Raw genomic sequence first — 23,011 nt, 5'->3', positions numbered from 1 at the left:
GGTGCTTTTCCGACAAAGCTCTACTGGTTGATCTTCGGCGCCCGTCCACCGGACCGCGGCGCAACGGCGTGTCGCACGGCGGCCTCCCGGGCGACCGTCGCCTCGCGCAGCGCGGCGATCTCCTTCTCGAACTCGTCCAGCGAGTCGAACGACTTGTAGACACTGGCGAAGCGCAGGTAGGCCACCTGGTCCAGCTCCCGCAGCGGCCCCAGGATGGCCAGGCCGACGTCGTGGCTCGGCACCTCGGCCGCGCCCTTGGCCCGGACCGTCTCCTCCACCTTCTGCGCGAGCAGGGCGATCGAGTCCTCGTCCACCGGACGCCCCTGACAGGCCTTCCGGACCCCGCTCATGATCTTGGTGCGGCTGAACGGCTCGGTGACGCCGCTGCGCTTGACGACCGCGAGCACCGCCTCCTCGACGGTGGTGAACCGCTTGCCGCACTCCGGGCACGAGCGACGACGACGGATCAGCTGACCGTCGTCCGCCTCCCGCGAGTCGACCACCCGCGAGTCGGCGTGCCGGCAGTACGGACACCGCACCGTGATCCTCCTGTCGCCCGGATGCCGCCACCCACCTCCAGACATGCCAAAGAGCACCGCTCGTGGCGGTGGACCTGTGGAAAACATGTGGAGAACGGCGGGGCCGTGACCCCAACCTGTGGACGACTTACACCCTTGTAACTACTAGATGTTGGGGTCGACGTTATGCCGCAGCGGACGCGGACGCAAGCTCAACCGGCGCGTCGGCGCGGCGTGTTTCCCGACTCGATGCGAGCGGTGCACCCGGGGTAACCGGTACGTGCCGGGGAGTCCGGTTCGGTGCGCGCACGGCCCCCAGGAGTGCCGATTTCGGACCGGATCGGCCGGGCGGGTCCGGGCTGGATTTGGTTCTTTGGGGCGAGCGCGCCCGGGCGTGTCGCGGGCTTCGGGGGGCGATGCGTGAGGGAGTCATCACGCCTGGCACCCCTGGGGCCTGGCCGCGCGGGTCGGGTGCGGGGCGCAGCGGCGGAGGGGTTGCCCTCGGGACCGGGCGGGCTTCGGTGAGCCGGGACCGGGCCGGCGGAGCGGGCGTGCCGTGACGACGGACCGGCCAGTCCGTCACCGGGAGCGCGGTAGCTCCAGCGTCTGACCGGGGTGCACCACGTACCCCTGGAGGTTGTTGATCTCGCGGAGCCGCGCGATTGCGGCATAACGGTCGGTCTCCGGCGCGGTGCGCGCCGCGATCGACCAGAGCGTGTCGTCGGGTTGCACGATCACGGTGGCGGGCGCGCCGGCGTGCGGGTCGTCCGCCCGCGATGCGGTGGTGAGCAGGATCGCGCTGGCGATCGAGGCCATGACGATGAAGAAGCCGAGCACGACGACACGGCCGCGCCTGGTCAGCCGCAGCGGGGGCTGCCGCATTTCACTCGTCACCATGGCCCACTCCCTCCCTCGTACGGGCGTTCGATCGAACGCCCGTACGACGGTCTATCAGAACGCGCGTACGAAAGTCGAGTACTTCCGGGCGACACGCCGCACCGAATGTCGTACAGATGTTTGAATATGGCGCACCGCGCCCATAGGGTTCTTGCTCAAGAGGGGTCAGCCGGGACAAACGACCATCCCCACGGTTGCGTTCCGGCTCCGCGAAGCACCACGTGCCGGCGACGGCACTGGCCGACAGGGAGGGCGACGTGTCCACCGACGACCGGACGAGCCGGCAGCACCAGCACCACAAGCCTGAGGCCGCCAACACATCGGCAGCGATCCGACGCCGGACGCCGAGCCGGGCCAAGGGTGAGGCGCCGCAGTTGCGCGCCGTGACGGCGGTGAGCCAGTTCCCGGAGACGGTCACCGCCGACCTGACCGCCCGGCAGCGACGGATTCTCGAGTTCATCCGGGACTGGGTGGAGCGGTACGGCTACCCGCCCAGCGTCCGCGAGATCGGCGAGGCGGTCGGGCTGGTGTCGCCGTCCAGCGTGGCCTACCAGCTGAAGGCGCTCGAGACCAAGGGCTTCCTGCGCCGCGATCCGAACCGCCCGCGCGCCGTCGACGTGCGCTCGCCGAGCGAGATGGTCGACGACGAGACGCTGCGGTCCGCCCGGCCCACCCCGGCGTACGTGCCGCTGCTCGGCCGGATCGCCGCCGGTGGGCCGATCCTCGCCGAGCAGGCGGTGGAGGACTTCTTCCCGTTGCCGCGTGAGCTGGTCGGCGAGGGCGAGGTCTTCATGCTCGAGGTCAAGGGCGACTCGATGATCGACGCGGCGATCTGCAACGGGGACTGGGTGGTGGTCCGGCAGCAGCCCAACGCCAACGCCGGCGACATCGTGGCCGCCATGATCGACGGCGAGGCCACCGTGAAGAGCTACCGGCAGCGCGACGGGCATGTGTGGCTGATGCCGGCCAACCCGGCGTTCGACCCGATTCCCGGCGACATGGCCACCATCATGGGCCGAGTGGTGGCGGTTCTCCGCCGGGTCTGACGCGGACGGGGCCGGAGGCCTGTGGCGTTCCGGGTGCCGCTGGCCGGTCACTGGTCGCCGGTCACTGGTCGCCGGTCAATTGCGGCGAGGTCTCCGGGCAGCCCAGCCGTCCAAGCAGCCCCAGCCACTCCCGACCACGATCCGGCCACCGGCCCCGGGCCGATTTCGGCGCGGGCAGGCACGGCAGGCCCCGGGGGACGGGCAGGGCCGAGACGGGCAGGGCCGGGGCCGGGCAATGCCAGGGCAGGGCCAGGAGCCGGGCAGGGCCAGGAGCCGGGCAGGGCCAGGAGCCGGGCAGGGCCAGGAGCCGGGCAGGGCCAGGAGCCGGGCAGGGCCAGGAGCCGGGCAGGGCCAGGAGCCGGGCAGGGCCAGGAGCCGGGAAGCCGCGGCCACTAACCCCGGTAAGTCCGTCCGTAGCCGGGATTGTCGAAGTCGCGGCCGTGGTGGCGGTTCAGGTCGGAGTAGCTGTTCATGCCGGGCTGCATCCCCCGGCCGCCCTCCCCCGGGTGCCCCGCGCCCTGGCCGAAGAAGCCGCCCGGCCGTGGTGTGCCCGCGGAGTTGTTCCGGCTGGGCGGGGGCGGATTGCCGTAGACGCCCGGTCCAGGGCGCCCGGGCGGTTGACCCGGACCCGGACGACCCGCCGGAGGAGGCGGCGGAGCCACCGGCCGGCCGGAGCGCCCGGGCGGCTGGCCCCCAGACCGACCCGGCGGCTGACCACCAGACCGACCCGGCGGCTGACCACCGGGCCGGGCCGCAGGCTGAGCACCAGGCCGGGCCGCAGGCTGAGCACCAGGCCGGGCCGCAGGCTGAGAACCGGGCCGACCAGCAGGCTGCCCACCAGGCCGGGCCGCAGGCTGACCACCGGGCCGACCAGCAGGCTGACCACCGGGCCGGGCGCCACCCCCGTACACGCCGGGTTGCGGGGCCGGGGGCCGGCCGCCGCCGTACACGCCGGGGCCGGAGGCGGGACGGTTGCCGTTGCCGCCGTACGTGCCGGTGCCCCGGCCGGCCGCCGCGCCGCCGACGGTCAGCAGTTCGGTTTCCGGGTCGGTGGGTGTGCTGGGCCCGTCGCCCTTGGTGGGTGGTTCGAGGGCACGGCGCTTGCGGGAGCGGACGATGCCGAAGATGCCGAGGCCCACCAGGATGGCGCCGAGTACGCCGACGCCGCCGACCAGGTAGGTGATGTCGTCCAGGCTGAGGTTCGCATACCAGGACGGGCCGCTCTTGTCGTCGCCGGAGCCGCCGGCCGCGCCCTTGGTGATGGCGGTCGTGGTGACGGGGGTGTACCGGAGGATGAAGTTGTCGACCTCGTCGGTGACGCCCTGCAGGTCGGAGACGGTGTAGAAGTACTTGCCGTCGGGGCTGTAGGTGATCGCCTCGCCCTGCGGCTCGTTGGGCAGCGGGGTCACCCGCGGCTTGCCCTTCAGCGCGGCCAGCACGTCGCCGCCTTTGACGGTCCATTCCAGCGCGTCGGTGTAGGTGCGCAGCACGACCTTGCCGCCGCCGGGGGCCACCGCGCCGCCGTCGATGGTGCCGCGGCCGACCCGGGCCAGTCCGTTGCCGGGGGTGGTGCTCGGCGGGACGGTGATCTCGCCGACCTTGCGCATCGGCACGCCGTCGCCCTCGCCGGGCTCGAGCGCGCCGGTCGGCGTGTACAACGCGGCCGGCTTGCCGGCCTCCCAGCTCACGATGATCGGGGTGCCGTCGCCGTTGAGCAGCAGGGCCTCGGCGTTGCGCCGGTCGCCCTCGGGGTAGGAGAGCCGGTAGAGCTTGGGCTTCCTGGAGCCGTCGACCGGCATCTGCCACACGCTGACGGTTTCCCGTTCGCGATCGTTGTCGCCGATGTCGGCGATCCAGAGGGTCTTGCCGTTCGGCGAGAGGATCAGGTCCTCGGGGTCGAAGGGGCCCTTCCCGCTGTACTCGACCTGGTCGGTGATCTTGCAGCTGTCGTCCAGGAAGAAGACCCGCTCGCGGCTGTTCTGCGGTGAGCTGTCGTTGATGACGACGAAGCCGTCGTCGGTGGCCACGATCCCGGACAGCTCGTCGAGCTTCGGGTCGGTAACCTTGCAGATCTTCTTGCCGGCCGCCGCCTTCGCCGCGCCGGCCTCCGGGGCCTGCTCGGCGTGGGCGGTGCCGACGCCTGTCATGGCTAGGCCGAGGGCCGCCAGGACCGACACCACGTGACGCCGCATCCGATCAGTGTCGCATGCGGCGTCACGTGCTGGTGTTACGTGTGGATCACCACACGTCGTTGTGCCGGGAACGTCCGTCTATCAACCCTGGAACGGGCCCAGTTCGGCGGCCAGCTGCTCGTCGACACGCACCCGCAACTCGGTGCCGTCGTCGGTGTGCCGGGTGCTCAGCACCTGACCCTTGCGGTGGATCCGGGCGACCAGGTCGCCCCGGTCGTACGGCAGGAGCACCTGGAGTTCGACGGCCGGCCGGGGCAGGCGCTGCTCGATCGCCTGGCGCAACTCGTCGATGCCGAGGCCGGAACGGGCCGACACGAGCACCGCGTCCGGCCAGGTCCGCTTGAGCCGGAGCAGGGTCTCCTCGTCGGCGGCGTCGACCTTGTTGACCACCAGCAGCTCTCCGATCCGGTCCGCGCCCACCTCGGCGAGCACCTCGCGGACCGCGCTGACCTGACCCTCCGGGTCCGGGTGCGCGCCGTCGAGCACGTGCACCACCAGGTCGGCCTGGGCCACCTCTTCGAGCGTGGAGCGGAACGCCTCCACGATGTGGTGCGGCAGGTGCCGGACGAAGCCCACCGTGTCGGACAGCGTGTAGACCCGGCCGTCCTCCGCCGCGGCCCGCCGGGTGGTCGGGTCCAGCGTGGCGAACAGCGCGTCCTCGACCAGCACACCCGCCGAGGTCAGGCGGTTGAGCAGGCTGGACTTGCCGGCGTTGGTGTAGCCGGCGATGGCCACCGCGGGCACGCCGTTGCGGGCGCGGCGGGACCGCTTCGTCTGGCGTACCGTGCGCATGGCCTTGATTTCCCGGCGCAGCCGGGCGATGCGGGTGTTGATCCGCCGGCGGTCGGTCTCCAGCTTGGTCTCACCGGGGCCGCGCAGGCCCACGCCGCCGCCCGCACCGCCGCCGCGACCGGAACCACCGGACTGGCGGGAGAGCGACTCACCCCAGCCGCGCAGTCGGGGCAGCAGGTACTGGAGCTGGGCCAGCTCGACCTGCGCCTTACCCTCCTTGCTCTTCGCGTGCTGGGCGAAGATGTCCAGGATCAGCGCGGTGCGGTCGACCACCTTGACCTTGATCTGCTGTTCCAGGTTGCGCAGCTGGGACGGCGACAGCTCGCCGTCGCAGATGACGGTGTCGGCGCCGGTGGAGAGCACCACGTCGCGCAGCTCGCCGACCTTGCCGCGGCCGATGAAGGTGGCCGGGTCGGGCCGTCCGCGGCGCTGGATGAGGCCCTCGAGCACCTCGGAGCCGGCGGTCTCGGCGAGCGCGGCGAGCTCGACGAGCGAGTTCTCCGCGTCCGAGACGCTGCCCTCGGTCCAGACGCCGACCAGGACGACACGTTCCAGCCGCAGCTGGCGGTACTCGACCTCGGTGACGTCCGTGAGCTCGGTGGAGAGGCCGGCCACCCGCCGCAGCGAGTGGCGCTCTTCCAGCTCCAGCTCACCGCCGGTGACGTCTGGTTCGAAAAGCTCGGTACGCAATAGTCTCCTCCTCGGCACCGATCGTGGCACGCCGGGACGAAGGGCGCATCCACATAACCGGGCCGGGCGTTGTCGCAGAGTGTCTGACGCCTACATAACCACCGGAGTGGAACCGGGTATTCCGGAAGCGCAAGAATGCGGTGACAGACCCGCCAACGTCGGAGGGAACACCGTGGTGACCACCCGCCTGCCCAGCGCAGGATTCTCGATCACGATCCGAATCGCCGTCACTGCCGACGCATCCTCGATCGGGCGGCTCACCACCTGTGTCGGCGAGGCCGGCGCCATCGTCACCGCGCTGGACGTGGTGGACTCCGATCCCACCCGCGTGCTGGTCGACCTGACCTGCGACACCGCCGACTCGAGCCACGCCGACCAGGTGGTCAAGCAGCTCGAGGAGCAGGACGGCGTGGACGTCCGCAAGGTCTCCGACCGCACCTTCCTGCTGCACCTGGGCGGCAAGATCGAGGTCAGCTCGAAGGTGGCGCTGCGCAACCGCGACGAGTTGTCCCGGGCGTACACGCCGGGCGTGGCGCGGGTCTGCATGGCGATCGCGGAGAACCCGGCCGACGCCCGCCGGCTCACCATCAAGCGCAACACGGTGGCCGTGGTGAGCGACGGCTCCGCGGTGCTCGGCCTGGGCAACATCGGCCCGGCCGCCGCGATGCCGGTGATGGAGGGCAAGGCGGCGCTGTTCAAGCGGTTCGGCGGGGTGGACGCCTGGCCGGTGGTGCTGGACACCCAGGACACCGACGAGATCGTGCGGATCGTCAAGGCGATCGCGCCGGCGTACGGCGGGATCAACCTGGAGGACATCGCGGCGCCGCGCTGCTTCGAGATCGAGATGCGGCTGCGCGAGCTGCTGGACATCCCGGTCTTCCACGACGACCAGCACGGCACCGCGATCTGCGTGCTGGCCGCGCTCACCAACGCGCTGCGGGTGGTGGGCAAGGACCTGGCCGACGTCAAGGTGGTCGTCTCCGGCGCCGGGGCGGCCGGCACCGCGATCATGAAGCTGCTGCTCCGGCAGGGCGTGGGCGACATGATCGCGTACGACCGCCGGGGCGCCCTGCACCGCGGCATGGACGACCTCTCCCCCACCTTCCAGTGGCTGGCCGAGCACACCAACCGGGCGAACTACTCCGGCGACCTGCCCGGTGCCCTGGTCGGCGCGGACGTGTTCATCGGGGTCAGCGCGCCGAACCTGTTGACCGGCGACGACATCGCCCGGATGGCCGACAAGTCGATCGTGTTCGCGCTGGCCAACCCGGACCCCGAGGTGGACCCGCGGGCGGCCCGGCAGCACGCCGCGGTGGTCGCCACCGGGCGCTCGGACCAGCCCAACCAGATCAACAACGTGCTGGCCTTCCCGGGCGTCTTCCGCGGCATGCTGGACGTGAGCGCGGAACAGTTCACCGAGGAGATGGCGCTGGCCGCGGCGCGGGCGATCGCGGACGTGGTGGGCGAGGACAAGCTCAACCCCACTGTGATCGTGCCCAGCGTGTTCGATCCGCGGGTCACCCCGGCGGTGGCAGCCGCCATCCGGGCCGTGGTGCGGGGTACCCCGGCGCCGGCGAACCCGGCGGCCACCCCGGAGGCCGAGCTGGACACGGCTCCGGAGGAGACCTTCTAGCCGCGGGTCGCCCAACCGGTCAACTCGCCGGCGCGGTCGGAGATCAGCCCGGCCACGCCGGCGCCGACCAGCGCCGGCCAGTGGGCGAGGTCGTTGGCGGTCCACGGCATGACCCCGATGCCGGCGTCGGCGAACCGGGCGACCGCGTCCGGGTCGGCGAGCACGTCCCGGACCGGCGGGTTGCAGAACACCACGCCCAGGTCGGCGGCGAGCGCCACGGTGTCGTCGACCAGAGCCATCCGGAGCAGGCCCCGGCGTACCTCCGGCAGGGCCTCCCGGACCACCGCCACCACCTGCGGGTCGAAGCTCTGCACCACGGTCCGGTCCAGCAGCCCGCGCTCGGCCACCTGGGCCAGGATCCGCTTGACCTGCTCCAGGTCGGCCGGCGGCTTGATCTCCAGGAGCAACTGCGGCTCGCCGGCCAGGCCGGGCACCGGGGCGACGACGGCCGGCGGGGTGTCCGCGTCCGGCGGGGCGAGCAGATCAAGGGCCTCACCGAGCAGGGGTACGCGGACGCCCGCGTACCCCGGCGAGAACCACGAACCGGCGTCCAGCGCCCGCACCTCGTCGAGGGTGAGGTCCCAGACGTACCCGGTGCCGTCCGTGGTCCGGTCCACCGTGCGGTCGTGGATCACCACCGGCACCCCGTCGGCCGTGGTGCGCACGTCGAACTCCACGAACGTGGCGCCGGCCAGCACCGCGGACGCCAGCGCGGGCAGCGTGTTCTCGGGCGCGACGGCGGAGTAGCCGCGGTGCGCGACCCGGTGCAGCCCCGGCATCAGACCCCGAGCGCCGCGACGTCCGCCGTGCCGGAGGCGACCAGCACCGCCGGCCCGGCCAGCCACCATTCGCCGTCCGGCGTGGCGGTCACGGTGAGCCGCCCGCCGGGCAGGTCCACCGCGACCACGCCCGCGGTCAGCCCGGCCTCCCGCAGCGCCGCCGCGCCGACGGCCAGGGCGCCGGAGCCGCAGGACAGCGTCTCGCCGGAACCGCGCTCGTGCACCCGCATGCGTACGTGCAGGTCGGCGCCCTCGACCGGCGTGTCCGGGAGCACGAACTCGACGTTCACCCCGGACGGGAACAACGTGGTGTCGTGGCTCGGAGCGGTGTGCAGGTCGAGCGCCTCGAGCGGCGTGGACAGCCCGCAGACCAGGTGCGGATTGCCGCAGTCCACGGCCACCCCGGGCACGGTCAGGGCGCCCACCCGGGCGGTGCTGGCGGCGTACACCCTGGGGGTGGTCATCCGGACCGAGATGGTCTCCGGGCCGACCACCGCGCGCACGACGCCGGCCCGGGTGGCCACCGGCAGCCCGTCCGCGGGCGCGGTGGCCAGGCCGGCCTCGATCAGGTAGCGGGTGAAGACGCGGATGCCGTTGCCGCACATCTCGGCGAACGAGCCGTCGGAGTTCCAGTAGTCCATGAACCACTCGGCGTCCGCGGCGTGCCCGGCCGCCTCCGGGTGTTTGGCGCTGCGCACCACCCGGAGCACGCCGTCGGCGCCGATCCCGCGGTGCCGGTCGCAGAGCGCCGCGACCAGCTGCGGCGTCAGGTCCAGCGCGAGGTCCGGATCGGGCAGGAGAACGAAGTCGTTGCCGGTGCCGTGGCCCTTGACGAAGGTCAGGCCGCCGGTCGGCTCGGTGAACACCACGTGCACCATCATCCCGCAGCCGCCAAGGCGTCCGCCACGAGTGTGGGCGACGCCCCATCCAACCAGGTCACGGCCGGGTCCCGGCGGAACCAGGACCGTTGCCGGCGGACGAACCGCCGGGTGCCCTGCACCGTGTCGGCGCGCGCCTCCTTCTCGGTGCACCGGCCGTCCAGCTGGGCCAGCGCCTGCTGGTAGCCGAGCGCCCGGCCGGCCGTGCGGCCCTCGCGCAGCCCCACCCCGGCCAGCTCGCGCACCTCGTCCAGCAGGCCGGACCCCCACATCAGGTCCACCCGGGCGGCGATCCGGTCGTCGAGGTCGGCCCGGTCGACCGCGATCTGCACGGACGGGTACACCGGCGCCGGGGCGGGCAGCGAGGCGGTGAACGGGCGGCCGGTCATCTCGATCACCTCCAGGGCGCGGACGATCCGGCGGCCGTTCGACGGCAGGATCTTGCCGGCCGCCACCGGGTCCCGCGTCCGCAGCCGCTCGTACAGCACGCCGGTGCCGGCGTCGGCCAGTTCGGCCTCCAGGCGGGCCCGGATGTCCGGGTCGGTGCCCGGGAACGCGAAGTCCTCCAGGACCGCGCGGACGTACAGCCCGGAACCGCCGACCAGCAGCGGCACCCGGCCCCGCGCGGCGATGTCGTCCACCGCGGCCCGGGCCGCCGACTGGTACTCGGCCACGCTGGCCGGGAACGTCACGTCCCAGATGTCGAGCACGTGGTGCGGCACACCTTCGCGCTCGGCGACGGACAGTTTCGCGGTCCCGATGTCCATCCCGCGGTACAGCTGCATGGAGTCCGCATTGACCACCTCACCACCCAGTTCCCGGGCCAGGGCCAGGCTCAGCGCGGACTTGCCGGCGGCGGTCGGCCCGACGACGGCGATCACCCGGGGCGGGGGGTGGAACGGCACGGAGCAACGGTAGGACACCGTATGGTCACGGTCATCGGTGGGCACTTGGTCGTAACCGGGTTGGACCTGTGACAATGCGCGAGAAAGAATGCCGGGTGGTAGGTGGCATTCCTCACTGCGCTGTGGCGGTGGTCGGGGGCGGAGCGGCCTCCGGTGCCGGGAGAACGAGGATGGGCTGATGAACGACTGGACAACCTTCGGGCGTGTCGATGCCGACGGCACCGTGTACGTGAAGACCGCCGAGGGCGAACGCGTGGTCGGCTCCTGGCAGGCCGGTACCCCCGAGGAGGGCCTGGCCCACTTCGCGCGGCGCTTCGCCGACCTGGTCACCGAGGTCGAGTTGATCGAGGCCCGCCTCAAGTCCGGCGCCGCCGACGCCTCGCACTCGCTGTCCAGCGTCAAGCGGCTGCGCAGCACGCTCGACGAGGCCCACGTGGTCGGCGACATCGACGGCCTGGCCACCCGGCTGGACCGGTTGACCGTGCTGGCCGAGGAGAAGGCCGGCGAGGCCCGGGCGGCCCGCGAGGTCGCCCGCACCGAGGCGCTGGCCCGCAAGACCGCCCTGGTCGAGGAGGCGGAGAAGATCGCCGCCGAGTCCACCGGCTGGAAGAGCGCGGGCGACCGGCTCAAGGAGATCCTCGACGAGTGGAAGACCATCCGCGGCGTCGACAAGAAGACCGACGGCGAGCTGTGGAAGCGCTTCGCCGCCGCCCGGGACGGCTTCACCCGCCGCCGCGGCGCCCACTTCGCCACCCTCGACGGTCAGCGCAAGCAGGCGCAGACGGCCAAGGAGGAGCTGGTCAAGGAGGCGGAGACGCTGTCGGAGTCCAGCGAGTGGGGCCCCACCGCGGCCCGGCTCAAGGAACTGATGGCCGAGTGGAAGGCCGCACCGCGCGCCGCCAAGGAGGCCGAGCAGCGCCTCTGGGAACGCTTCCGGGGCGCGCAGGACGCGTTCTTCACCCGGCGCAGCGAGGTCTTCTCCGCCCGCGACGCGGAGTACCAGGGCAACCTGGAGAAGAAGCAGGCCATCCTGGCCGAGCTGGAGGCCCTGGACATCGACGCCGACCCGCGCGCCGCGCAGAACAAGCTCCGCGACGCCCAGGCCGCCTGGCACGACGCCGGCCGGGTGCCGCGCGAGTCCGCCGCGTCGCTGGACCGCCGTTGGCGCGCCGCCGAGGAACGCGTCCGGGTCGCGATGGACTCGGCCTGGCGCAAGACGGCGCCGCAGGACAATCCGCTGCTGCGGCAGATGCGCGAGCAGGTCGCGGAGGCCGAGCAGCGGTTGGCCCGGGCCCAGGCGGCCGGCGACAACAAGCGCATCAAGGAGGCCGAGCAGGCGCTGGCCTCCAAGCGCCAGTTCCTCTCCCTGGCCGAGCAGGCCAGCTAGCGCGGCCTCACCCGCGCGGGGTCGCGGCGAGAGCGGCCAGTTCGGCGGCGGAGGCGTTGGCGCCGGTGCAGATGACCGCGATCCGGCGGCCGGCGAACAGGTCGGGCCGGGACCGCACCCCGGCCAGCGCAGCCGCGCCGGCGCCCTCCGCCAGGGTGTGCGCGGCCGTGGCGAGCAGCCGCTGAGCGTCGGTGATCTGCTCGTCGTCGACCAGCAGGAAATCGGCGAGCCCGGTCTGCATCAGGCGCTGCGGCAGCGGAAAGCCACGGCCCGTCGCCAGGCCGTCGACGCGGGTCCGGTTCGGCCGCTGTTCCGGCCGGCCGGACCGCCACGAGTCGTGCGCCGCCGGGGAAGCGCCGGACTGTACGGCGAACACGCGGCACCCCGGGGCCAGCTCGCGGGCGACCACCCCGGCCGCCGCGGCGCCGGTGCCGCTGCCCACCGGGACGACGATCGCATCCAGGTCGGGCTGGGCGCGGAGCACCTCCAGGTACAGCGTGCCCACGCCGGCCAGCAGTTCCGGGGTGTCGCCGGGGCTGACCAGCCGGGCACCGGTCTCGGTGGCCAGCTTCCCGGCGTACTCCTGGGCGGCCTCCAGGTCGTCGCCGGTCAGCACCACCTCGGCGCCGTACCCGCGGACCGCCGCGGCCTTGGCCGGATTCGCCGCGGCCGGCATGACCATCGTGCACGGCGCGCCGAACGCCGCGGCGGCGTACGCCAGCGATTGGGCGTGGTTCCCGGTCGAGTACGACACCGTGCCCCGCCGGCGTTCCGCAGGCGACATCGACTCCAGCAGGGTCAGCCCGCCGCGCACCTTGAAGGCACCGGTCGGCTGCACGTTCTCGTGCTTGACGAACACCGCGGCACCGACCGCGTCGGACAGCGTGGGGTAGGCCCACATCGGGGTGGCGGGGAGATGCCGGTACACGGGTTCCTGCGCGGCCCGGACGTCGGCGAAAGTCAGCTCCATGCATCGATCCTGCGGGGTGCGCACCGATCGGTCCAATGCCCATTGCCGCCGAAACCCATAGACGCGGTTGATAGGTTGGCCGGATGCTCGACGTCACGCGGCTCCGGGTGCTCGTCGCGGTCGCCCGGCACGGTTCGGTCACCGCGGCCGCCCAGGCCCTGCACTACGCCCAGCCGTCGGTCAGTCACCACCTGGCCCGGCTGGAGGCGGAGACCGGCAGCCGGCTGGTGCAGCGGGCCGGCCGCGGCATCCGGCTGACCGACGCCGGCCGGATGCTCGCCGAGCGCGCGGCCGAGATCCTCGGCCGGCTGGCCGCCGCCGAGGCGGAACTCGACGCGCACACCGGGCTGCGCGCGGGCCGGGTGCGGCTGGCCGCGTTCCCGTCCGCCCTGGGCACGTTCGTGCCGCGGGCGGCGGCCACGTTCGCCGCCGCGTACCCCGACGTGGATCTGCGTTTCGTCGAGGCCGAACCGCCGGAGGCGCTCCGGCTGCTGCGCGCCGGCGAGGTCGAGGTGGCGCTGCTGTTCAGCTATCCGGACGGTACGGAGCCGGACGTCGCCGGGCTGCGCGACGAGACGCTGCGCGACGAACCGACGTACCTCGTGGTGCCCTCCGGCCTGCCGGGTGACCGGCCGATCGACCACCGGGACCGGCCCTGGATCGGCGGGTGCGACCGGTGCCGCGGCGAACTGGTCCGGGTGTGCGCGGCGGCCGGGTTCGTGCCGGACATCCGGTACACCACCGACGATTACGTCGCGGTGCAGCGCCTGGTCGCGTCCGGCCTCGGCGTGACCGTGCTGCCGGCGCTGGCGCTGGAGGCGCACCGCGACCCGGGCGTGCGCACCGTCCTGCTGCCGGGCGCCGCCCGCCGCCTCTCCGCGGCCGTCCACGGCGACCCGCCCGACCCCCCACCCACCGCCGCCCTCCTCCACCATCTCCGCACCGCCTGACCCCGCCAGGGGCGCCGGCGCCTGTCGGGGTACCTGTGCGCCGGGCTGGGAGTTCTGGCGGGCCAGTCGGGTGCCCCATTCGACATAGCCGAGGAACGCTGCCCGGAACTCCGGGTCGTCCGGCAGTCCGGCCTCGTCCGCGGCGTCCTGGATGAGGTTCACCCAGCGCCGTCGCTGCGGCTCGGTGATGGCCATGCCGATGTGCTCGGCGCCCATGTGTGGATAGCCGCCGTGCGACTCGGTGTAGTGGGCCGGGCCGCCGAACACCTCGGCCAGCCACACCGCCACGTGCTGGGCGTGCGCCGGGTCCATCCGCGCGAACAACGGCGCCAGCAGGTCGTCGTCGACCACCCGGACGTAGAACGCCGCGGTCAGCCGGGCGAACGCGGCCGCGCCGCCGGCCCATTCGTACAGTGTGGGGGTCTCGGGCATGGGCACAGCCCAGCTGACCGATGAGGGCCGTAGCCTGGCGCCCGTCCTGCAGGCGCTCTACGACTGGGGCACGGCCCGCGTGGCCCGCACCGGCGTGACGTTCCCGGATCAGAGCGCGCAGCCGCCGGCGGTGGTCGCCGGCAGCGGCGCGGGTGCGCCGACCGTGGGCAGACCCAGAGACACCCCGGGGGTACGCGGGGCACGCCCGGCCTCCCACGCGTCCCCGGCCCGGGTGCGGCGGTAACCGAGCGGTGTGCCGTCGGCGTTCAGGTGGTGCGGTGCCGCGTACGTCACCACGGTCTCCACCACGTCGCCCGGGCGGGGAACGGTGTCGCCGACCGCGAAGTGCACCAGGCGGCCGTCCCGTGCCCGGCCGCTCATCCGGCCGGTCCGCTCGTCCTTGCGTCCCTCGCCGACGGCGACCAGCACCTCGACCTTCTCGCCCACCAGGTTCCTGTTCTCCGTCCAGGTGATGTCCTCGAGCAGCGCGATCAGCCGCTCGTACCGCTCCTGGACCACCTGCTTGGGCAGCTGTTCGTCCATCGTGGCCGCGGGCGTGCCGGGGCGCTTCGAGTACTGGAACGTGAACGCGCTGGAGAAGCGGGCCGCGCGCACCACGTCGAGGGTCTGCTGGAAGTCCGCCTCGGTCTCGCCCGGGAAGCCCACGATGATGTCCGTGGTGATCGCCGCGTCCGGCATCGCGGCCCGGACCTTGTCGATGATGCCGAGGTACTTCTCCGAGCGGTAGCTGCGGCGCATCGCCTTGAGCACCGCGTCGGAACCGGACTGCAGCGGCATGTGCAGCGAGTGGCACACGTTCGGCGTCTCGGCCATCGCGGCGATCACGTCGTCGGTGAAGTCCTTCGGGTGCGGGCTGGTGAACCGGACCCGCTCCAGTCCCTCGACGTCGCCGCAGGCCCGGAGCAGCTTGCCGAACGCCAATCGATCGCCGAACTCGACGCCGTACGAGTTGACGTTCTGCCCGAGCAGCGTCACCTCGAGCACACCCTCGGCGACCAGCGCGCGCACCTCGGCCAGCACGTCGCCGGGGCGGCGGTCCTTCTCCTTGCCGCGCAGTGCCGGCACGATGCAGAAGGTGCAGGTGTTGTTGCAGCCCACCGAGATGGAGACCCAGCCGGCGTACGTCGACTCGCGCCGGGTGGGCAGCGTGGACGGGAACACCTCGAGCGACTCGAGGATCTCCACCTCGGCGGCCGCGTTGTGCCGGGCACGTTCCAGCAGGGTGGGCAGCGAGCCGATGTTGTGGGTGCCGAACACCACGTCCACCCAGGGGGCGCGCTTGACGATGTCGCCGCGGTCCTTCTGGGCCAGGCAGCCGCCGACCGCGATCTGCATGTCCGGGTTCTTCAGCTTGGTGGGCCGCAGGTGGCCGAGGTTGCCGTAAAGGCGGTTGTCGGCGTTCTCCCGGACCGCGCAGGTGTTGAAGACGACCACGTCGGCGGCGTCCGCGTCGGCGGCGCGCACGTAGCCCGCACCCTCCATCAGCCCGGAGATGCGCTCGCTGTCGTGCACGTTCATCTGGCAGCCGTACGTGCGGACGTCGTAGGTGCGTGGCGTACTAGTCATGGCAATCAACCAGGGTAGTCCGCCCCCGCGACACCGTGTCAGGCGGCGTTGCGCTCCGGTGCCGCCGCGCATGCCGGGTCGGACCCGGTGCAGGGGCGTAGGTGCCGTCGCTCCGTGCCCTCGTCGGTCTCCACCTCGTCCACGTGCACCGGCCGCAGCGTGCCGTCCGGCTCGGCCAGCACGTACCGCGTGGGGTTGAGCGTGTCGTCCGGGAGCAGCACGTCGGCGCCGAGCCGGACCGCGACGGCGCTCGCGACGGTCGCCTCGGCGACGTCGTCCGGTGCGAGGTAGCAGTCGATCTGCGTGGGGAAGTCGCCGCCGACATGCCAGACGTCGCAGAGCAGCGCGCCGTCCGCCGGACAGTCCAGCGTGGTGACGTGCCGCTGCAGGGCACCCGACAGGGCATTCCGGACCTTCTCCGCGTCGACGTGCCCGGAAGCACACCAGTTCCAAAGGCCATCTGCCTGCCCGCCGTCAGCCATAACGCTCATGGTGGACATCCCTCCCCCCGGCCATCGGCTGTGTTACCGCTCCGTGACCATTCTCGGTGCCTTCCGATACACCGGCCCCCCTAGAGTGGCCCCATCCGAGTGAACCCAACGACGGGACGGTGGTCCGGCAGTGGCTGACGAGGCTCTCATCGTCCTCGACAAGGTCAACAAGTGGTTCGGTCCGCTGCATGTGCTGCAGGACGTGAGCCTGTCCGTGGACCGCGGCGAAGTCGTCGTCGTGATCGGACCGTCCGGGTCCGGCAAGTCGACGTTGTGCCGGGCGATCAACCGGCTGGAGCCGATCAGCTCGGGCACCATCACGTTCGACGGCCAACCACTGGCCGCGGAGGGCCGGGCGCTGGCCCGGCTGCGCAGCGAGGTCGGCATGGTGTTCCAGTCGTTCAACCTCTTCGCGCACAAGACCATCCTGCAGAACGTGATGCTGGGCCCGGTCAAGGTCCGCAAGGAAAAACCCGCAGCGGTACGCGAACGCGCGATGAGCCTGCTCGAGCGGGTCGGGATCGCCAGCCAGGCCGAGAAGTACCCGGCGCAGCTCTCCGGCGGCCAGCAACAGCGGGTGGCGATCGCCCGGGCACTGGCGATGCAGCCGAAGGCGCTGCTGTTCGACGAGCCCACCAGCGCCCTCGACCCGGAGATGGTCGGCGAGGTGCTGGACGTCATGACGGCGCTGGCGCGCGAGGGCATGACCATGGTCGTGGTGACCCATGAGATGGGTTTCGCGCGGCATGCCGCGAACCGGGTCGTTTTCATGGCAGACGGGCAGTTGGTCGAGGAGGCCACACCGGCGGAGTTCTTCGCTAACCCGAAGACCGACCGGGCGAAGGACTTCCTCTCCAAAATCCTGACGCACTGAGTGTCCACGCAGGAGCCACGCGGCTCCGTCGCATTTGAGCAAGGAGCGTAATGAAGCGCATGACTCGTCTGGCCGCCGTGTTCGGGGCCGTTTCCCTGGCACTGACCGCGGCAGCATGTGGCGGCGACGACGCCGGCTCCGGGTCCGGCTCCGGCTCGGCCAGCGGCATCGTCGGCAAGGCCACCAACGACAAGAAGCTGGTCGTCGGCGTCAAGGCCGACCAGCCCGGCCTCGGCCTGCAGACCGGCAGCACCTACACCGGCTTCGACATCGAAATCGCGAAGATCATCGCCAAGGGCCTCGGCGTGCCCGAGACCGGCATCGAATACAAGACCACGGTCTCGTCCAACCGCGAGCCCTTTATCCAGCAGGGCCAGGTCGACCTCGTCGTGGCCACCTACACCATCAACGACGAACGCAAGAAGGTCGTCAACTTCGGCGGACCGTACTTCGTCGCCGGCCAGGACCTGCTCGTCCCGGTCGCCTCCACCATCACCGGCCCGGAAACCCTCGCCGGCAAGAAGGTCTGCTCGGTGTCCGGCTCCACGCCCGCCAAGCGCATCCAGACCGAGTACAAGGACGCCGGACTGCAGCAGTTCGACTCCTACTCCAAGTGCGTCACCGCCCTCGCCGGCGGCCAGGTCGACGCCGTCACCACCGACGACATCATCCTCGCCGGCTACGCCTCCCAGGAGCAGTACGCCGGCAAGTTCAAGGTCGTCGGCAAGAAGTTCAGCGAGGAGCCCTACGGCATTGGCCTGAAGAAGACCGACACCGAAGGCTGCAACAAGATCAACGAAATCCTCAAGACCGCCGCCACCGACGGCTCCTACAAGGCCGCCTGGGACGCCACTCTCGGCAAGAGCGGCACCGCCGCACCCGAGCTGGACACCACCAAGCTGACCAACTGCGCCTGATCACCACCGCGACGGGCGGGGCCGGCACTGCCGGCCCCGCCCGCCTGCACTGCCTATCCCGACCCGCGGCGAAGAAGCGAGGACGATGGACGTCTTCTCCGATCCCCTGAACGTCGACGTCTACGTGACGGGGTTCCTCTGGATCCTCCGGCTCACGGCGGCCGGCGCGTTCTTCGCGCTGGTGCTGGGCGTTGTGCTGGCCGGCATGCGGGTCTCGCCCGTGCCGGTGCTGCGCGGCTTCGGCGCGGCGTGGGTCAACATCTTCCGGAACACGCCGCTGACCCTGATCGTGTTCTTCTGCTACTTCGGCCTGTACTCGACACTCGGTTTGAGCATCGTCGACGACATCGACATGAACAACTTCTGGCTCGGCGTGATCGGCCTGGCGGTCTACACCGCCGCCTTCGTGTGCGAGGCGATCCGCTCCGGCATCAACACCATCCCGGCCGGGCAGGCCGAGGCGGCCCGGGCGGTCGGCATGTCGTTCCTGCAGACCCTCACGATCATCGTGCTTCCGCAGGCCGGCCGCGCGGTGATCGCCCCGCTGGGCAGCATCTTCATCGCGTTGTGCAAGAACGCCACGATCGTCGGCACGATCGGCCTGATGGAGAGCTCGAACGCGATGAAGGAACTCATCAACGCCAACGGCGACGCGGTGATCCCGATCTTCCTGGTGTTCGCCGGCACGTTCGCGGTCGTGCTGATCCCGACCGGCTACGGGTTCGGCTGGCTCGCCAACCGCCTGGCGGTGAAGCGGTGAGCGCCGTCCCCCAGGTTCCCCACCTTCGCGAGGTTCCCGCATGAGCGCCGACGCCGTTCTGTACGACCACCCCGGCCCTCGGGCGAAGATCCGCAACACGGTCCTCACCGTGGTGTTCGGCGTCCTGCTGCTGGCGCTGCTGTACTGGATCTACCGCCAGTTCGACGAGAAGGGCCAGTGGGCGGCGCCGCTGTGGAAGCCGTTCCTGGAGGCGTCCACCTGGACCGACTACATCCTGCCCGGGCTGCAGGCCACGCTCAGTGCGGCCGCGGTCGCCATGGTGCTGTCGTTGGCGTACGGGCTGATCTTCGCGGTGGGCCGGCTGTCCGACCACTGGTGGCTGAGCGTGCCGTCCGGGGTCGTGGTCGAGTTCTTCCGGGCCGTACCGCTGCTCCTGCTGATGTTCTTCATCTTCTACGGCCTGCCGTTCATCACCGAGCAGCCGATGCCGCCGTTCTGGGCCGTGGTCATCGGCCTGACGCTGTACAACGGATCGGTGCTGGCCGAGGCGTTCCGCGCCGGCATCAAGGCGGTGCCGACCGGGCAGAGCGAGGCCGGGTACGCGATCGGCATGCGCAAGAGCCAGGTGATGCGCGAGATCCTGTTGCCGCAGGCCGCCCGCGCCATGCTGCCGGTGATCGTCAGTCAGTTGGTGGTGCTGGTCAAGGACACCGCGCTCGGCTACATCATCGGCTACACGGAGCTGCTGCAGAACGGCGTGAACACGCTGGCCGCCAACTTCGGCAACATCGTGGCCGCGGCCATCGTGGCGGCGATCATCTACATCCTGGTGAACGCGGCGCTGACCTCGTTGGCCGGCTGGCTGGAACGCCGCACCCGCCGCCAGGGCCGGGCGCCGCGCAAGCGGACCCCGCTGATCGAGGCGGGCGCCGGCGTGGGCGGCGGCGGAGCTTAGTCCCTCGAGGTAGCCGGCCGGCGAAGCTTCAGGGCCTGGGTCGGCCGGCTACCGGGCCAGCTCGGTGACGCGGCTTTCCCGGACGACCGTGACGCGGATCTGACCGGGGTAGGTCAGTTCCTCCTCGATCTGCTTCGCCACGTCCCGGGCCAGCACGGCGGCGGCAATGTCGTCCACGTCCTCCGGGCGCACCATCACCCGGATCTCCCGGCCGGCCTGCATCGCGAAGACCTTGTCCACGCCCACCTTGCCGGCGGCGATCTCCTCGATCCGCTCGAGCCGCTTCACGTACGCCTCCAGGCTCTCCCGCCGCGCCCCCGGCCGCCCACCGGAGCAGGCGTCCGCGGCCTGGGTGAGCACCGCCTCGATGGTCTGCGGCGGCACCTCGTTGTGGTGCGCCTCGATGGCGTGCACGACGTCTTCCGACTCGCCGTACTTGCGGGCCAGGTCCGCGCCGATCAGCGCGTGGCTGCCCTCCACCTCGTGGGTCAGCGCCTTGCCGATGTCGTGCAGGAACGCCGCCCGCTTCATGGTCGGCACGTCCAGCCCCAGTTCGGCGGCCATGATGCCGGCGATGTGCGCGGTCTCGACCAGGTGCTTCAGCACGTTCTGGCCGTAGCTGGTGCGGTACCGCAGCCGGCCCAGCAGCACGGCCAGTTCCGGGTGGATGTCGGTGATGCCGACGTCCACCAGTGCCTCCTCGGCCGCCCGGTCGCAGAGCCGCTCGACCTCGTTCTTGGCACTGTCGAAGACCTCCTCGATCCGGTGCGGGTGGATCCGGCCGTCCAGCACCAGCTTCTCCAGCGTCAGCCGGCCCACCTCCCGGCGTACCGGGTCGAAGCAGGACAGCAGCACCGCCTCCGGGGTGTCGTCGATGATCAGGTTCACGCCGGTGGTGGACTCGAAGGCCCGGATGTTGCGGCCCTCCCGCCCGATGATCCGGCCCTTCATCTCGTCGCTCGGCAGGTGCAGCACGCTGACCACGCTCTCCGCGGTCTGCTCGCTGGCGATCCGCTGGATGGCGTCCACCACGATGTGCCGGGCCCGGGTGTCGGCGGTGCGCTTGGCGTCGCTCTCGATGTCGCGGACCAGGATGGCGGCCTCCCGCTTGGCCTGGCTCTCGATGCTGTCGATCAGCTCGGCGCGGGCGACGTCGGCGGTGAGCCCGGCGATGCGCTCCAGTTCGCGGCGGCGTTCCTCCTCGGCCGCGGCGACCTGCGCCTCACGCTCGGTCAGCGCGCTCTCCCGGACGGCCAGGTCGGCGTCCATGGCGGCCAGCCGGCGCTCCCGCTCGACCAGCCGCTCCACCTCCTCGGCGTGCAGCCGCTCCCGCTCGTCGATCCGGGCGGCCCGGCGCTCCACCTCGGCGGCCTGTTCCTTGGCCGTGGTGTTGAGCAGCGCCACCTCCCGCTCGCCACTGCGGCGCGCCGCGACCCGGACCTGCTCGGCGTCCGCCTCGGCCTGCCGGTGGGCGTGCTCGAGGATGGTGTCGGCCTCCTCGTGGGCCGCTTCGAGGACCCGGCGGGCCTCCGCGCGGGCGGCGTTCGCCTCGGCCTTCGCGGCGGCCGCCTCGGCGCGTACCGAAGCCGCCTTGGCCTTGGCGTCGTCGACCTGGTCCTGACGGTCCTTGGCCTCGAGCCGGCTGCTCTGCAGTTGGCGCAGCGCCCGGGCGCCGAGGATCAGGCCGGCCACCACGAAGGCGGCGAGAACGATGATCGCCACCACCAGCACCCAATCCAGGGCGGTCATCATCGCCGCGTCTCCCTCCGCCGAACGCACGTCACCACGCGCCGGCTGTCCATGGGAATGCCCGACCAAGGCGGCTGTAAGCAGGCGTCAACGCGTCGTCGGCTGGGGGTCAGCCGACGACCGTACGGGTATGTCGCGCCGCCTCCCACGCCGTTGACGGGCGGCGGTCGCAGTCCGGCCTGCACCGGAAGTGATGCCGTAATGTAATGCGATCTATGTTGTGCGCGTTGCTTGCGATGGTCGAGCAAACCTTTGTAACGCGAGGCTAGGTCGCAGATGCCGGTTCGGTCAAGGACTCATGATTCGGCAGCGGATAGGACACAGCGCGCAGACCCACACACGCCCAGCTCAGGGACGTGCGGGGCATTTCCGGCGTACCGGGCCAGCCGGGACGACAACGGATCACCCGGCCGTTCCCGGCGGTGGTTCCGTCCCGATCGGCCCGAAACGGCCTCCTGCGGCGCCTGCCATATCCGGCGAACCGGATGCCTGGGTTTGCGTTTCGCGCGTTGCTGATCTTATCCGGCGGGTCTGGGTGAGTCGGTCGCTGGGCCCGCCCCGGGGCGCCGGTGGCTGGGCCACTCCGGCGGAGCTGGCGGGTTGTCTCGGCGGACGTGGCGGGTCCTCCCGGCCAGCCCTCCGGGGTCGGTCCGGCGGACGTGGCGGGTCCTCCCGGCCAGTCCCGCGGGTTCGGCCCGGCGGAGGTGGCGGGTCCTCCCGGCCAGTCCCGCGGGTTCGGCCCGGCGGACGTGGCGGGCCCTCCCCGCCAGCCCCGCGGGTTTCGGCCCGGCGGACGTAGCGGCCCTCCCCGCCAGTCCCGCGGGCCGGCCCGACCAGGCTTCGGGTCGACCCGGCCAGGCTCGCGGGTCGTCTCGGCCAGTCTTGCTCGGTCTGCCGCCGGGCCGTCTCGGTGAGCTTGACCCGGTCTGCCAGCGGGGCCGCCACGCCATCCGGTGTGGATGGCCGGCGGTCCGGTCGGGTCAGGAGGAGGTGTCGATGGTGTCGTCGGCCAGGGCGTCCGCGTCGATCTGGTCCGCGAACTCCGCGGCCTCGGCGTCGCGGGCGGCAAGCGCGTCCTTCACCGCGCGGATCGCGACACCGGCGGGATACCCCTTGCGGGCCAGCATGCCGACGAGCCGGCGGAACACCGCCTCGGGCGTGCCCCGTGCCGTGCGCAACTTGCGGTCCACGAGCGCCCGCGCGGTCGCCGCTTCGGCCTCGTCGTCCACGGCTTCCAGCGCCTCGCCGGCCACCTCGGCGTCGACGCCGCGCTGGCGCAGTTCGTTCGCGAGTGCCCGACGTGCCAGGCCCCGGCCCTGGTGGCGACTCGACACCCAGGCCCGCGCGAACGCCGCGTCGTCGATGATGCCGACCTCGTCGTAGCGGTCCAGCACCTCGGCGATCACCTCGTCGGAGATCTGCCGGCGGACCAGGGTCTTCGCCAGCTCGGCGCGGGTGCACGGGCGCACGGCCAACTGGCGGAGGCAGATCTCGCGGGCCACCTCGGACTCGCTCTTCGGCGGCCCTCCGGCCGGCGATCCGGCGGCACCACGCCCGCCCAGACCGGACCCGCCCAGACCGGACCCGCCCAGACCGGACCCGCCCAGACCGGACCCGCGCCGGCCGGACCCGCGCCGGCCGGACCCGC

Annotated in this window: 20 protein-coding genes and 1 pseudogene; 8 read left to right on the top strand and 13 right to left on the bottom strand. The window is 72.0% G+C overall.

The genetic code is table 11. From position 1 onward, the window contains the following. Window positions 1–20: 20 nt before the first annotated feature. The gene (gene nrdR / locus LDL48_RS20830) at window positions 21–539 is read right to left on the bottom strand and encodes a transcriptional regulator NrdR (RefSeq protein WP_225256857.1); all 519 of its coding nucleotides are present in this window, start codon (window positions 537–539) and stop codon (window positions 21–23) included. A 558-nt stretch (window positions 540–1,097) separates the two neighbouring features. Continuing rightward, window positions 1,098–1,415 carry a LysM peptidoglycan-binding domain-containing protein gene (locus LDL48_RS20825; protein ID WP_225256856.1) on the bottom strand — a complete coding sequence of 106 codons (318 nt, stop codon included), beginning with the start codon at window positions 1,413–1,415 and terminating at the stop codon, window positions 1,098–1,100. 257 nt (window positions 1,416–1,672) lie between these two features. Here LDL48_RS20825 and lexA point away from each other — a divergent pair, with 257 nt between their 5' ends. Beyond that, window positions 1,673–2,461, top strand: coding sequence for a transcriptional repressor LexA (gene lexA, locus LDL48_RS20820; RefSeq protein ID WP_372472156.1), 789 nt, complete (start codon window positions 1,673–1,675; stop codon window positions 2,459–2,461). Window positions 2,462–2,853: 392 nt separating this feature from the next. On the opposite strand, the gene LDL48_RS20815 is transcribed toward lexA, so the two are convergent. Both LDL48_RS20815 and hflX read right to left on the bottom strand, forming a co-directional pair. Beyond that, the gene (locus LDL48_RS20815; RefSeq protein ID WP_225256855.1) at window positions 2,854–4,653 is read right to left on the bottom strand and encodes a hypothetical protein; all 1,800 of its coding nucleotides are present in this window, start codon (window positions 4,651–4,653) and stop codon (window positions 2,854–2,856) included. An 81-nt stretch (window positions 4,654–4,734) separates the two neighbouring features. Next, window positions 4,735–6,135: a GTPase HflX gene (gene hflX / locus LDL48_RS20810; protein WP_225256854.1), complete on the bottom strand. Its 1,401-nt coding sequence runs from the start codon at window positions 6,133–6,135 to the stop codon at window positions 4,735–4,737. A 172-nt stretch (window positions 6,136–6,307) separates the two neighbouring features. Between hflX and LDL48_RS20805 the strand changes: the two genes are divergently transcribed. Continuing rightward, entirely contained in the window at window positions 6,308–7,768 is a 1,461-nt protein-coding gene (locus LDL48_RS20805) for an NAD-dependent malic enzyme (RefSeq protein ID WP_225256853.1), read from the top strand. Here the strand turns inward: LDL48_RS20805 and LDL48_RS20800 are convergent. From LDL48_RS20800 to miaA, 3 genes are read right to left on the bottom strand one after another with little or no spacing between them, the layout of a single operon-like run. Beyond that, complete coding sequence (locus LDL48_RS20800; protein ID WP_225256852.1) at window positions 7,765–8,547, bottom strand: glycerophosphodiester phosphodiesterase; 783 nt, start codon at window positions 8,545–8,547, stop codon at window positions 7,765–7,767. The two genes, LDL48_RS20805 and LDL48_RS20800, sit on opposite strands and share 4 nt — an antisense overlap. Then, complete coding sequence (dapF, locus tag LDL48_RS20795; protein ID WP_225256874.1) at window positions 8,547–9,389, bottom strand: diaminopimelate epimerase; 843 nt, start codon at window positions 9,387–9,389, stop codon at window positions 8,547–8,549. Before dapF ends, LDL48_RS20800 begins: the two co-directional genes overlap by 1 nt. 35 nt (window positions 9,390–9,424) lie before the next feature. Then, window positions 9,425–10,330, bottom strand: a complete 906-nt coding sequence (miaA, locus tag LDL48_RS20790) for a tRNA (adenosine(37)-N6)-dimethylallyltransferase MiaA (protein ID WP_225256851.1) — start codon at window positions 10,328–10,330, stop codon at window positions 9,425–9,427. Window positions 10,331–10,508: 178 nt separating this feature from the next. On the opposite strand from miaA, the gene LDL48_RS20785 reads away from it, so the two are divergent. Next, the gene (locus tag LDL48_RS20785) at window positions 10,509–11,717 is read left to right on the top strand and encodes a DUF349 domain-containing protein (RefSeq protein ID WP_225256850.1); all 1,209 of its coding nucleotides are present in this window, start codon (window positions 10,509–10,511) and stop codon (window positions 11,715–11,717) included. A 7-nt stretch (window positions 11,718–11,724) separates the two neighbouring features. Here the strand turns inward: LDL48_RS20785 and LDL48_RS20780 are convergent, their stop codons facing one another. Beyond that, window positions 11,725–12,687 carry a threonine ammonia-lyase gene (locus LDL48_RS20780; RefSeq protein ID WP_225256849.1) on the bottom strand — a complete coding sequence of 321 codons (963 nt, stop codon included), beginning with the start codon at window positions 12,685–12,687 and terminating at the stop codon, window positions 11,725–11,727. 83 nt (window positions 12,688–12,770) lie between these two features. Here LDL48_RS20780 and LDL48_RS20775 point away from each other — a divergent pair, with 83 nt between their 5' ends. Then, on the top strand, window positions 12,771–13,637 hold the full coding sequence (locus tag LDL48_RS20775) for a LysR family transcriptional regulator (RefSeq protein WP_225256848.1): 867 nt from the start codon (window positions 12,771–12,773) through the stop codon (window positions 13,635–13,637). A 129-nt stretch (window positions 13,638–13,766) separates the two neighbouring features. On the opposite strand, the pseudogene LDL48_RS20770 reads toward LDL48_RS20775, so the two are convergent. The 3 genes and pseudogenes from LDL48_RS20770 to LDL48_RS20760 form a co-directional block, all read right to left on the bottom strand. Beyond that, window positions 13,767–14,069 (bottom strand): annotated as a pseudogene (locus LDL48_RS20770) (globin domain-containing protein); the annotation flags it as partial. A 108-nt stretch (window positions 14,070–14,177) separates the two neighbouring features. After that, window positions 14,178–15,656, bottom strand: coding sequence for a tRNA (N6-isopentenyl adenosine(37)-C2)-methylthiotransferase MiaB (gene miaB, locus LDL48_RS20765; protein WP_225256847.1), 1,479 nt, complete (start codon window positions 15,654–15,656; stop codon window positions 14,178–14,180). A gap of 38 nt (window positions 15,657–15,694) precedes the next feature. After that, window positions 15,695–16,147, bottom strand: a complete 453-nt coding sequence (locus LDL48_RS20760) for a hypothetical protein (protein ID WP_225256846.1) — start codon at window positions 16,145–16,147, stop codon at window positions 15,695–15,697. Between the two features lie 130 nt (window positions 16,148–16,277). On the opposite strand from LDL48_RS20760, the gene LDL48_RS20755 reads away from it, so the two are divergent. The 4 genes from LDL48_RS20755 (at window position 16,278) to LDL48_RS20740 (ending at window position 19,614) form a co-directional block, all read left to right on the top strand. After that, window positions 16,278–17,021, top strand: a complete 744-nt coding sequence (locus LDL48_RS20755) for an amino acid ABC transporter ATP-binding protein (protein ID WP_225256845.1) — start codon at window positions 16,278–16,280, stop codon at window positions 17,019–17,021. Between the two features lie 59 nt (window positions 17,022–17,080). Continuing rightward, window positions 17,081–17,938, top strand: coding sequence for a glutamate ABC transporter substrate-binding protein (locus LDL48_RS20750; RefSeq protein ID WP_372472158.1), 858 nt, complete (start codon window positions 17,081–17,083; stop codon window positions 17,936–17,938). A gap of 85 nt (window positions 17,939–18,023) precedes the next feature. Next, on the top strand, window positions 18,024–18,698 hold the full coding sequence (locus LDL48_RS20745) for an amino acid ABC transporter permease (RefSeq protein WP_225256843.1): 675 nt from the start codon (window positions 18,024–18,026) through the stop codon (window positions 18,696–18,698). A gap of 40 nt (window positions 18,699–18,738) precedes the next feature. Then, a complete protein-coding gene (locus tag LDL48_RS20740; RefSeq protein WP_225256842.1) occupies window positions 18,739–19,614 on the top strand; it encodes an amino acid ABC transporter permease in 876 nt (291 codons plus the stop codon). A 48-nt stretch (window positions 19,615–19,662) separates the two neighbouring features. Here LDL48_RS20740 and rny read toward each other — a convergent pair whose 3' ends face one another. Both rny and LDL48_RS20730 read right to left on the bottom strand, forming a co-directional pair. Continuing rightward, on the bottom strand, window positions 19,663–21,363 hold the full coding sequence (rny, locus tag LDL48_RS20735; protein ID WP_225256841.1) for a ribonuclease Y: 1,701 nt from the start codon (window positions 21,361–21,363) through the stop codon (window positions 19,663–19,665). A 980-nt stretch (window positions 21,364–22,343) separates the two neighbouring features. After that, window positions 22,344–22,955 carry a regulatory protein RecX gene (locus tag LDL48_RS20730; protein WP_372472157.1) on the bottom strand — a complete coding sequence of 204 codons (612 nt, stop codon included), beginning with the start codon at window positions 22,953–22,955 and terminating at the stop codon, window positions 22,344–22,346. Between the last annotated feature and the right edge of the window lie 56 nt (window positions 22,956–23,011).

Source organism: Jidongwangia harbinensis (assembly GCF_020216025.1).
Lineage (GTDB): Bacteria > Actinomycetota > Actinomycetes > Mycobacteriales > Micromonosporaceae > Actinoplanes > Actinoplanes harbinensis.
The sequence above is the reverse complement of the archived record's forward strand: the minus strand, read 5'-3'. Positions and strand labels throughout refer to the sequence as shown.

Excerpts from the sequence above, each read along its gene's own strand:
- LDL48_RS20825 (WP_225256856.1), bottom strand. The coding sequence starts at position 1,415 with ATGGTGACGAGTGAAATGCGGCAGCCCCCGCTGCGGCTGACCAGGCGC.
- LDL48_RS20815 (WP_225256855.1), bottom strand. The coding sequence starts at position 4,653 with ATGCGGCGTCACGTGGTGTCGGTCCTGGCGGCCCTCGGCCTAGCCATG.
- LDL48_RS20800 (WP_225256852.1), bottom strand. The coding sequence starts at position 8,547 with ATGCCGGGGCTGCACCGGGTCGCGCACCGCGGCTACTCCGCCGTCGCG.
- LDL48_RS20785 (WP_225256850.1), top strand. The coding sequence starts at position 10,509 with ATGAACGACTGGACAACCTTCGGGCGTGTCGATGCCGACGGCACCGTG.
- LDL48_RS20780 (WP_225256849.1), bottom strand. The coding sequence starts at position 12,687 with ATGGAGCTGACTTTCGCCGACGTCCGGGCCGCGCAGGAACCCGTGTAC.
- LDL48_RS20775 (WP_225256848.1), top strand. The coding sequence starts at position 12,771 with ATGCTCGACGTCACGCGGCTCCGGGTGCTCGTCGCGGTCGCCCGGCAC.
- miaB (WP_225256847.1), bottom strand. The coding sequence starts at position 15,656 with ATGACTAGTACGCCACGCACCTACGACGTCCGCACGTACGGCTGCCAG.
- LDL48_RS20760 (WP_225256846.1), bottom strand. The coding sequence starts at position 16,147 with ATGAGCGTTATGGCTGACGGCGGGCAGGCAGATGGCCTTTGGAACTGG.
- LDL48_RS20750 (WP_372472158.1), top strand. The coding sequence starts at position 17,081 with ATGACTCGTCTGGCCGCCGTGTTCGGGGCCGTTTCCCTGGCACTGACC.
- LDL48_RS20745 (WP_225256843.1), top strand. The coding sequence starts at position 18,024 with ATGGACGTCTTCTCCGATCCCCTGAACGTCGACGTCTACGTGACGGGG.
- LDL48_RS20740 (WP_225256842.1), top strand. The coding sequence starts at position 18,739 with ATGAGCGCCGACGCCGTTCTGTACGACCACCCCGGCCCTCGGGCGAAG.
- rny (WP_225256841.1), bottom strand. The coding sequence starts at position 21,363 with ATGACCGCCCTGGATTGGGTGCTGGTGGTGGCGATCATCGTTCTCGCC.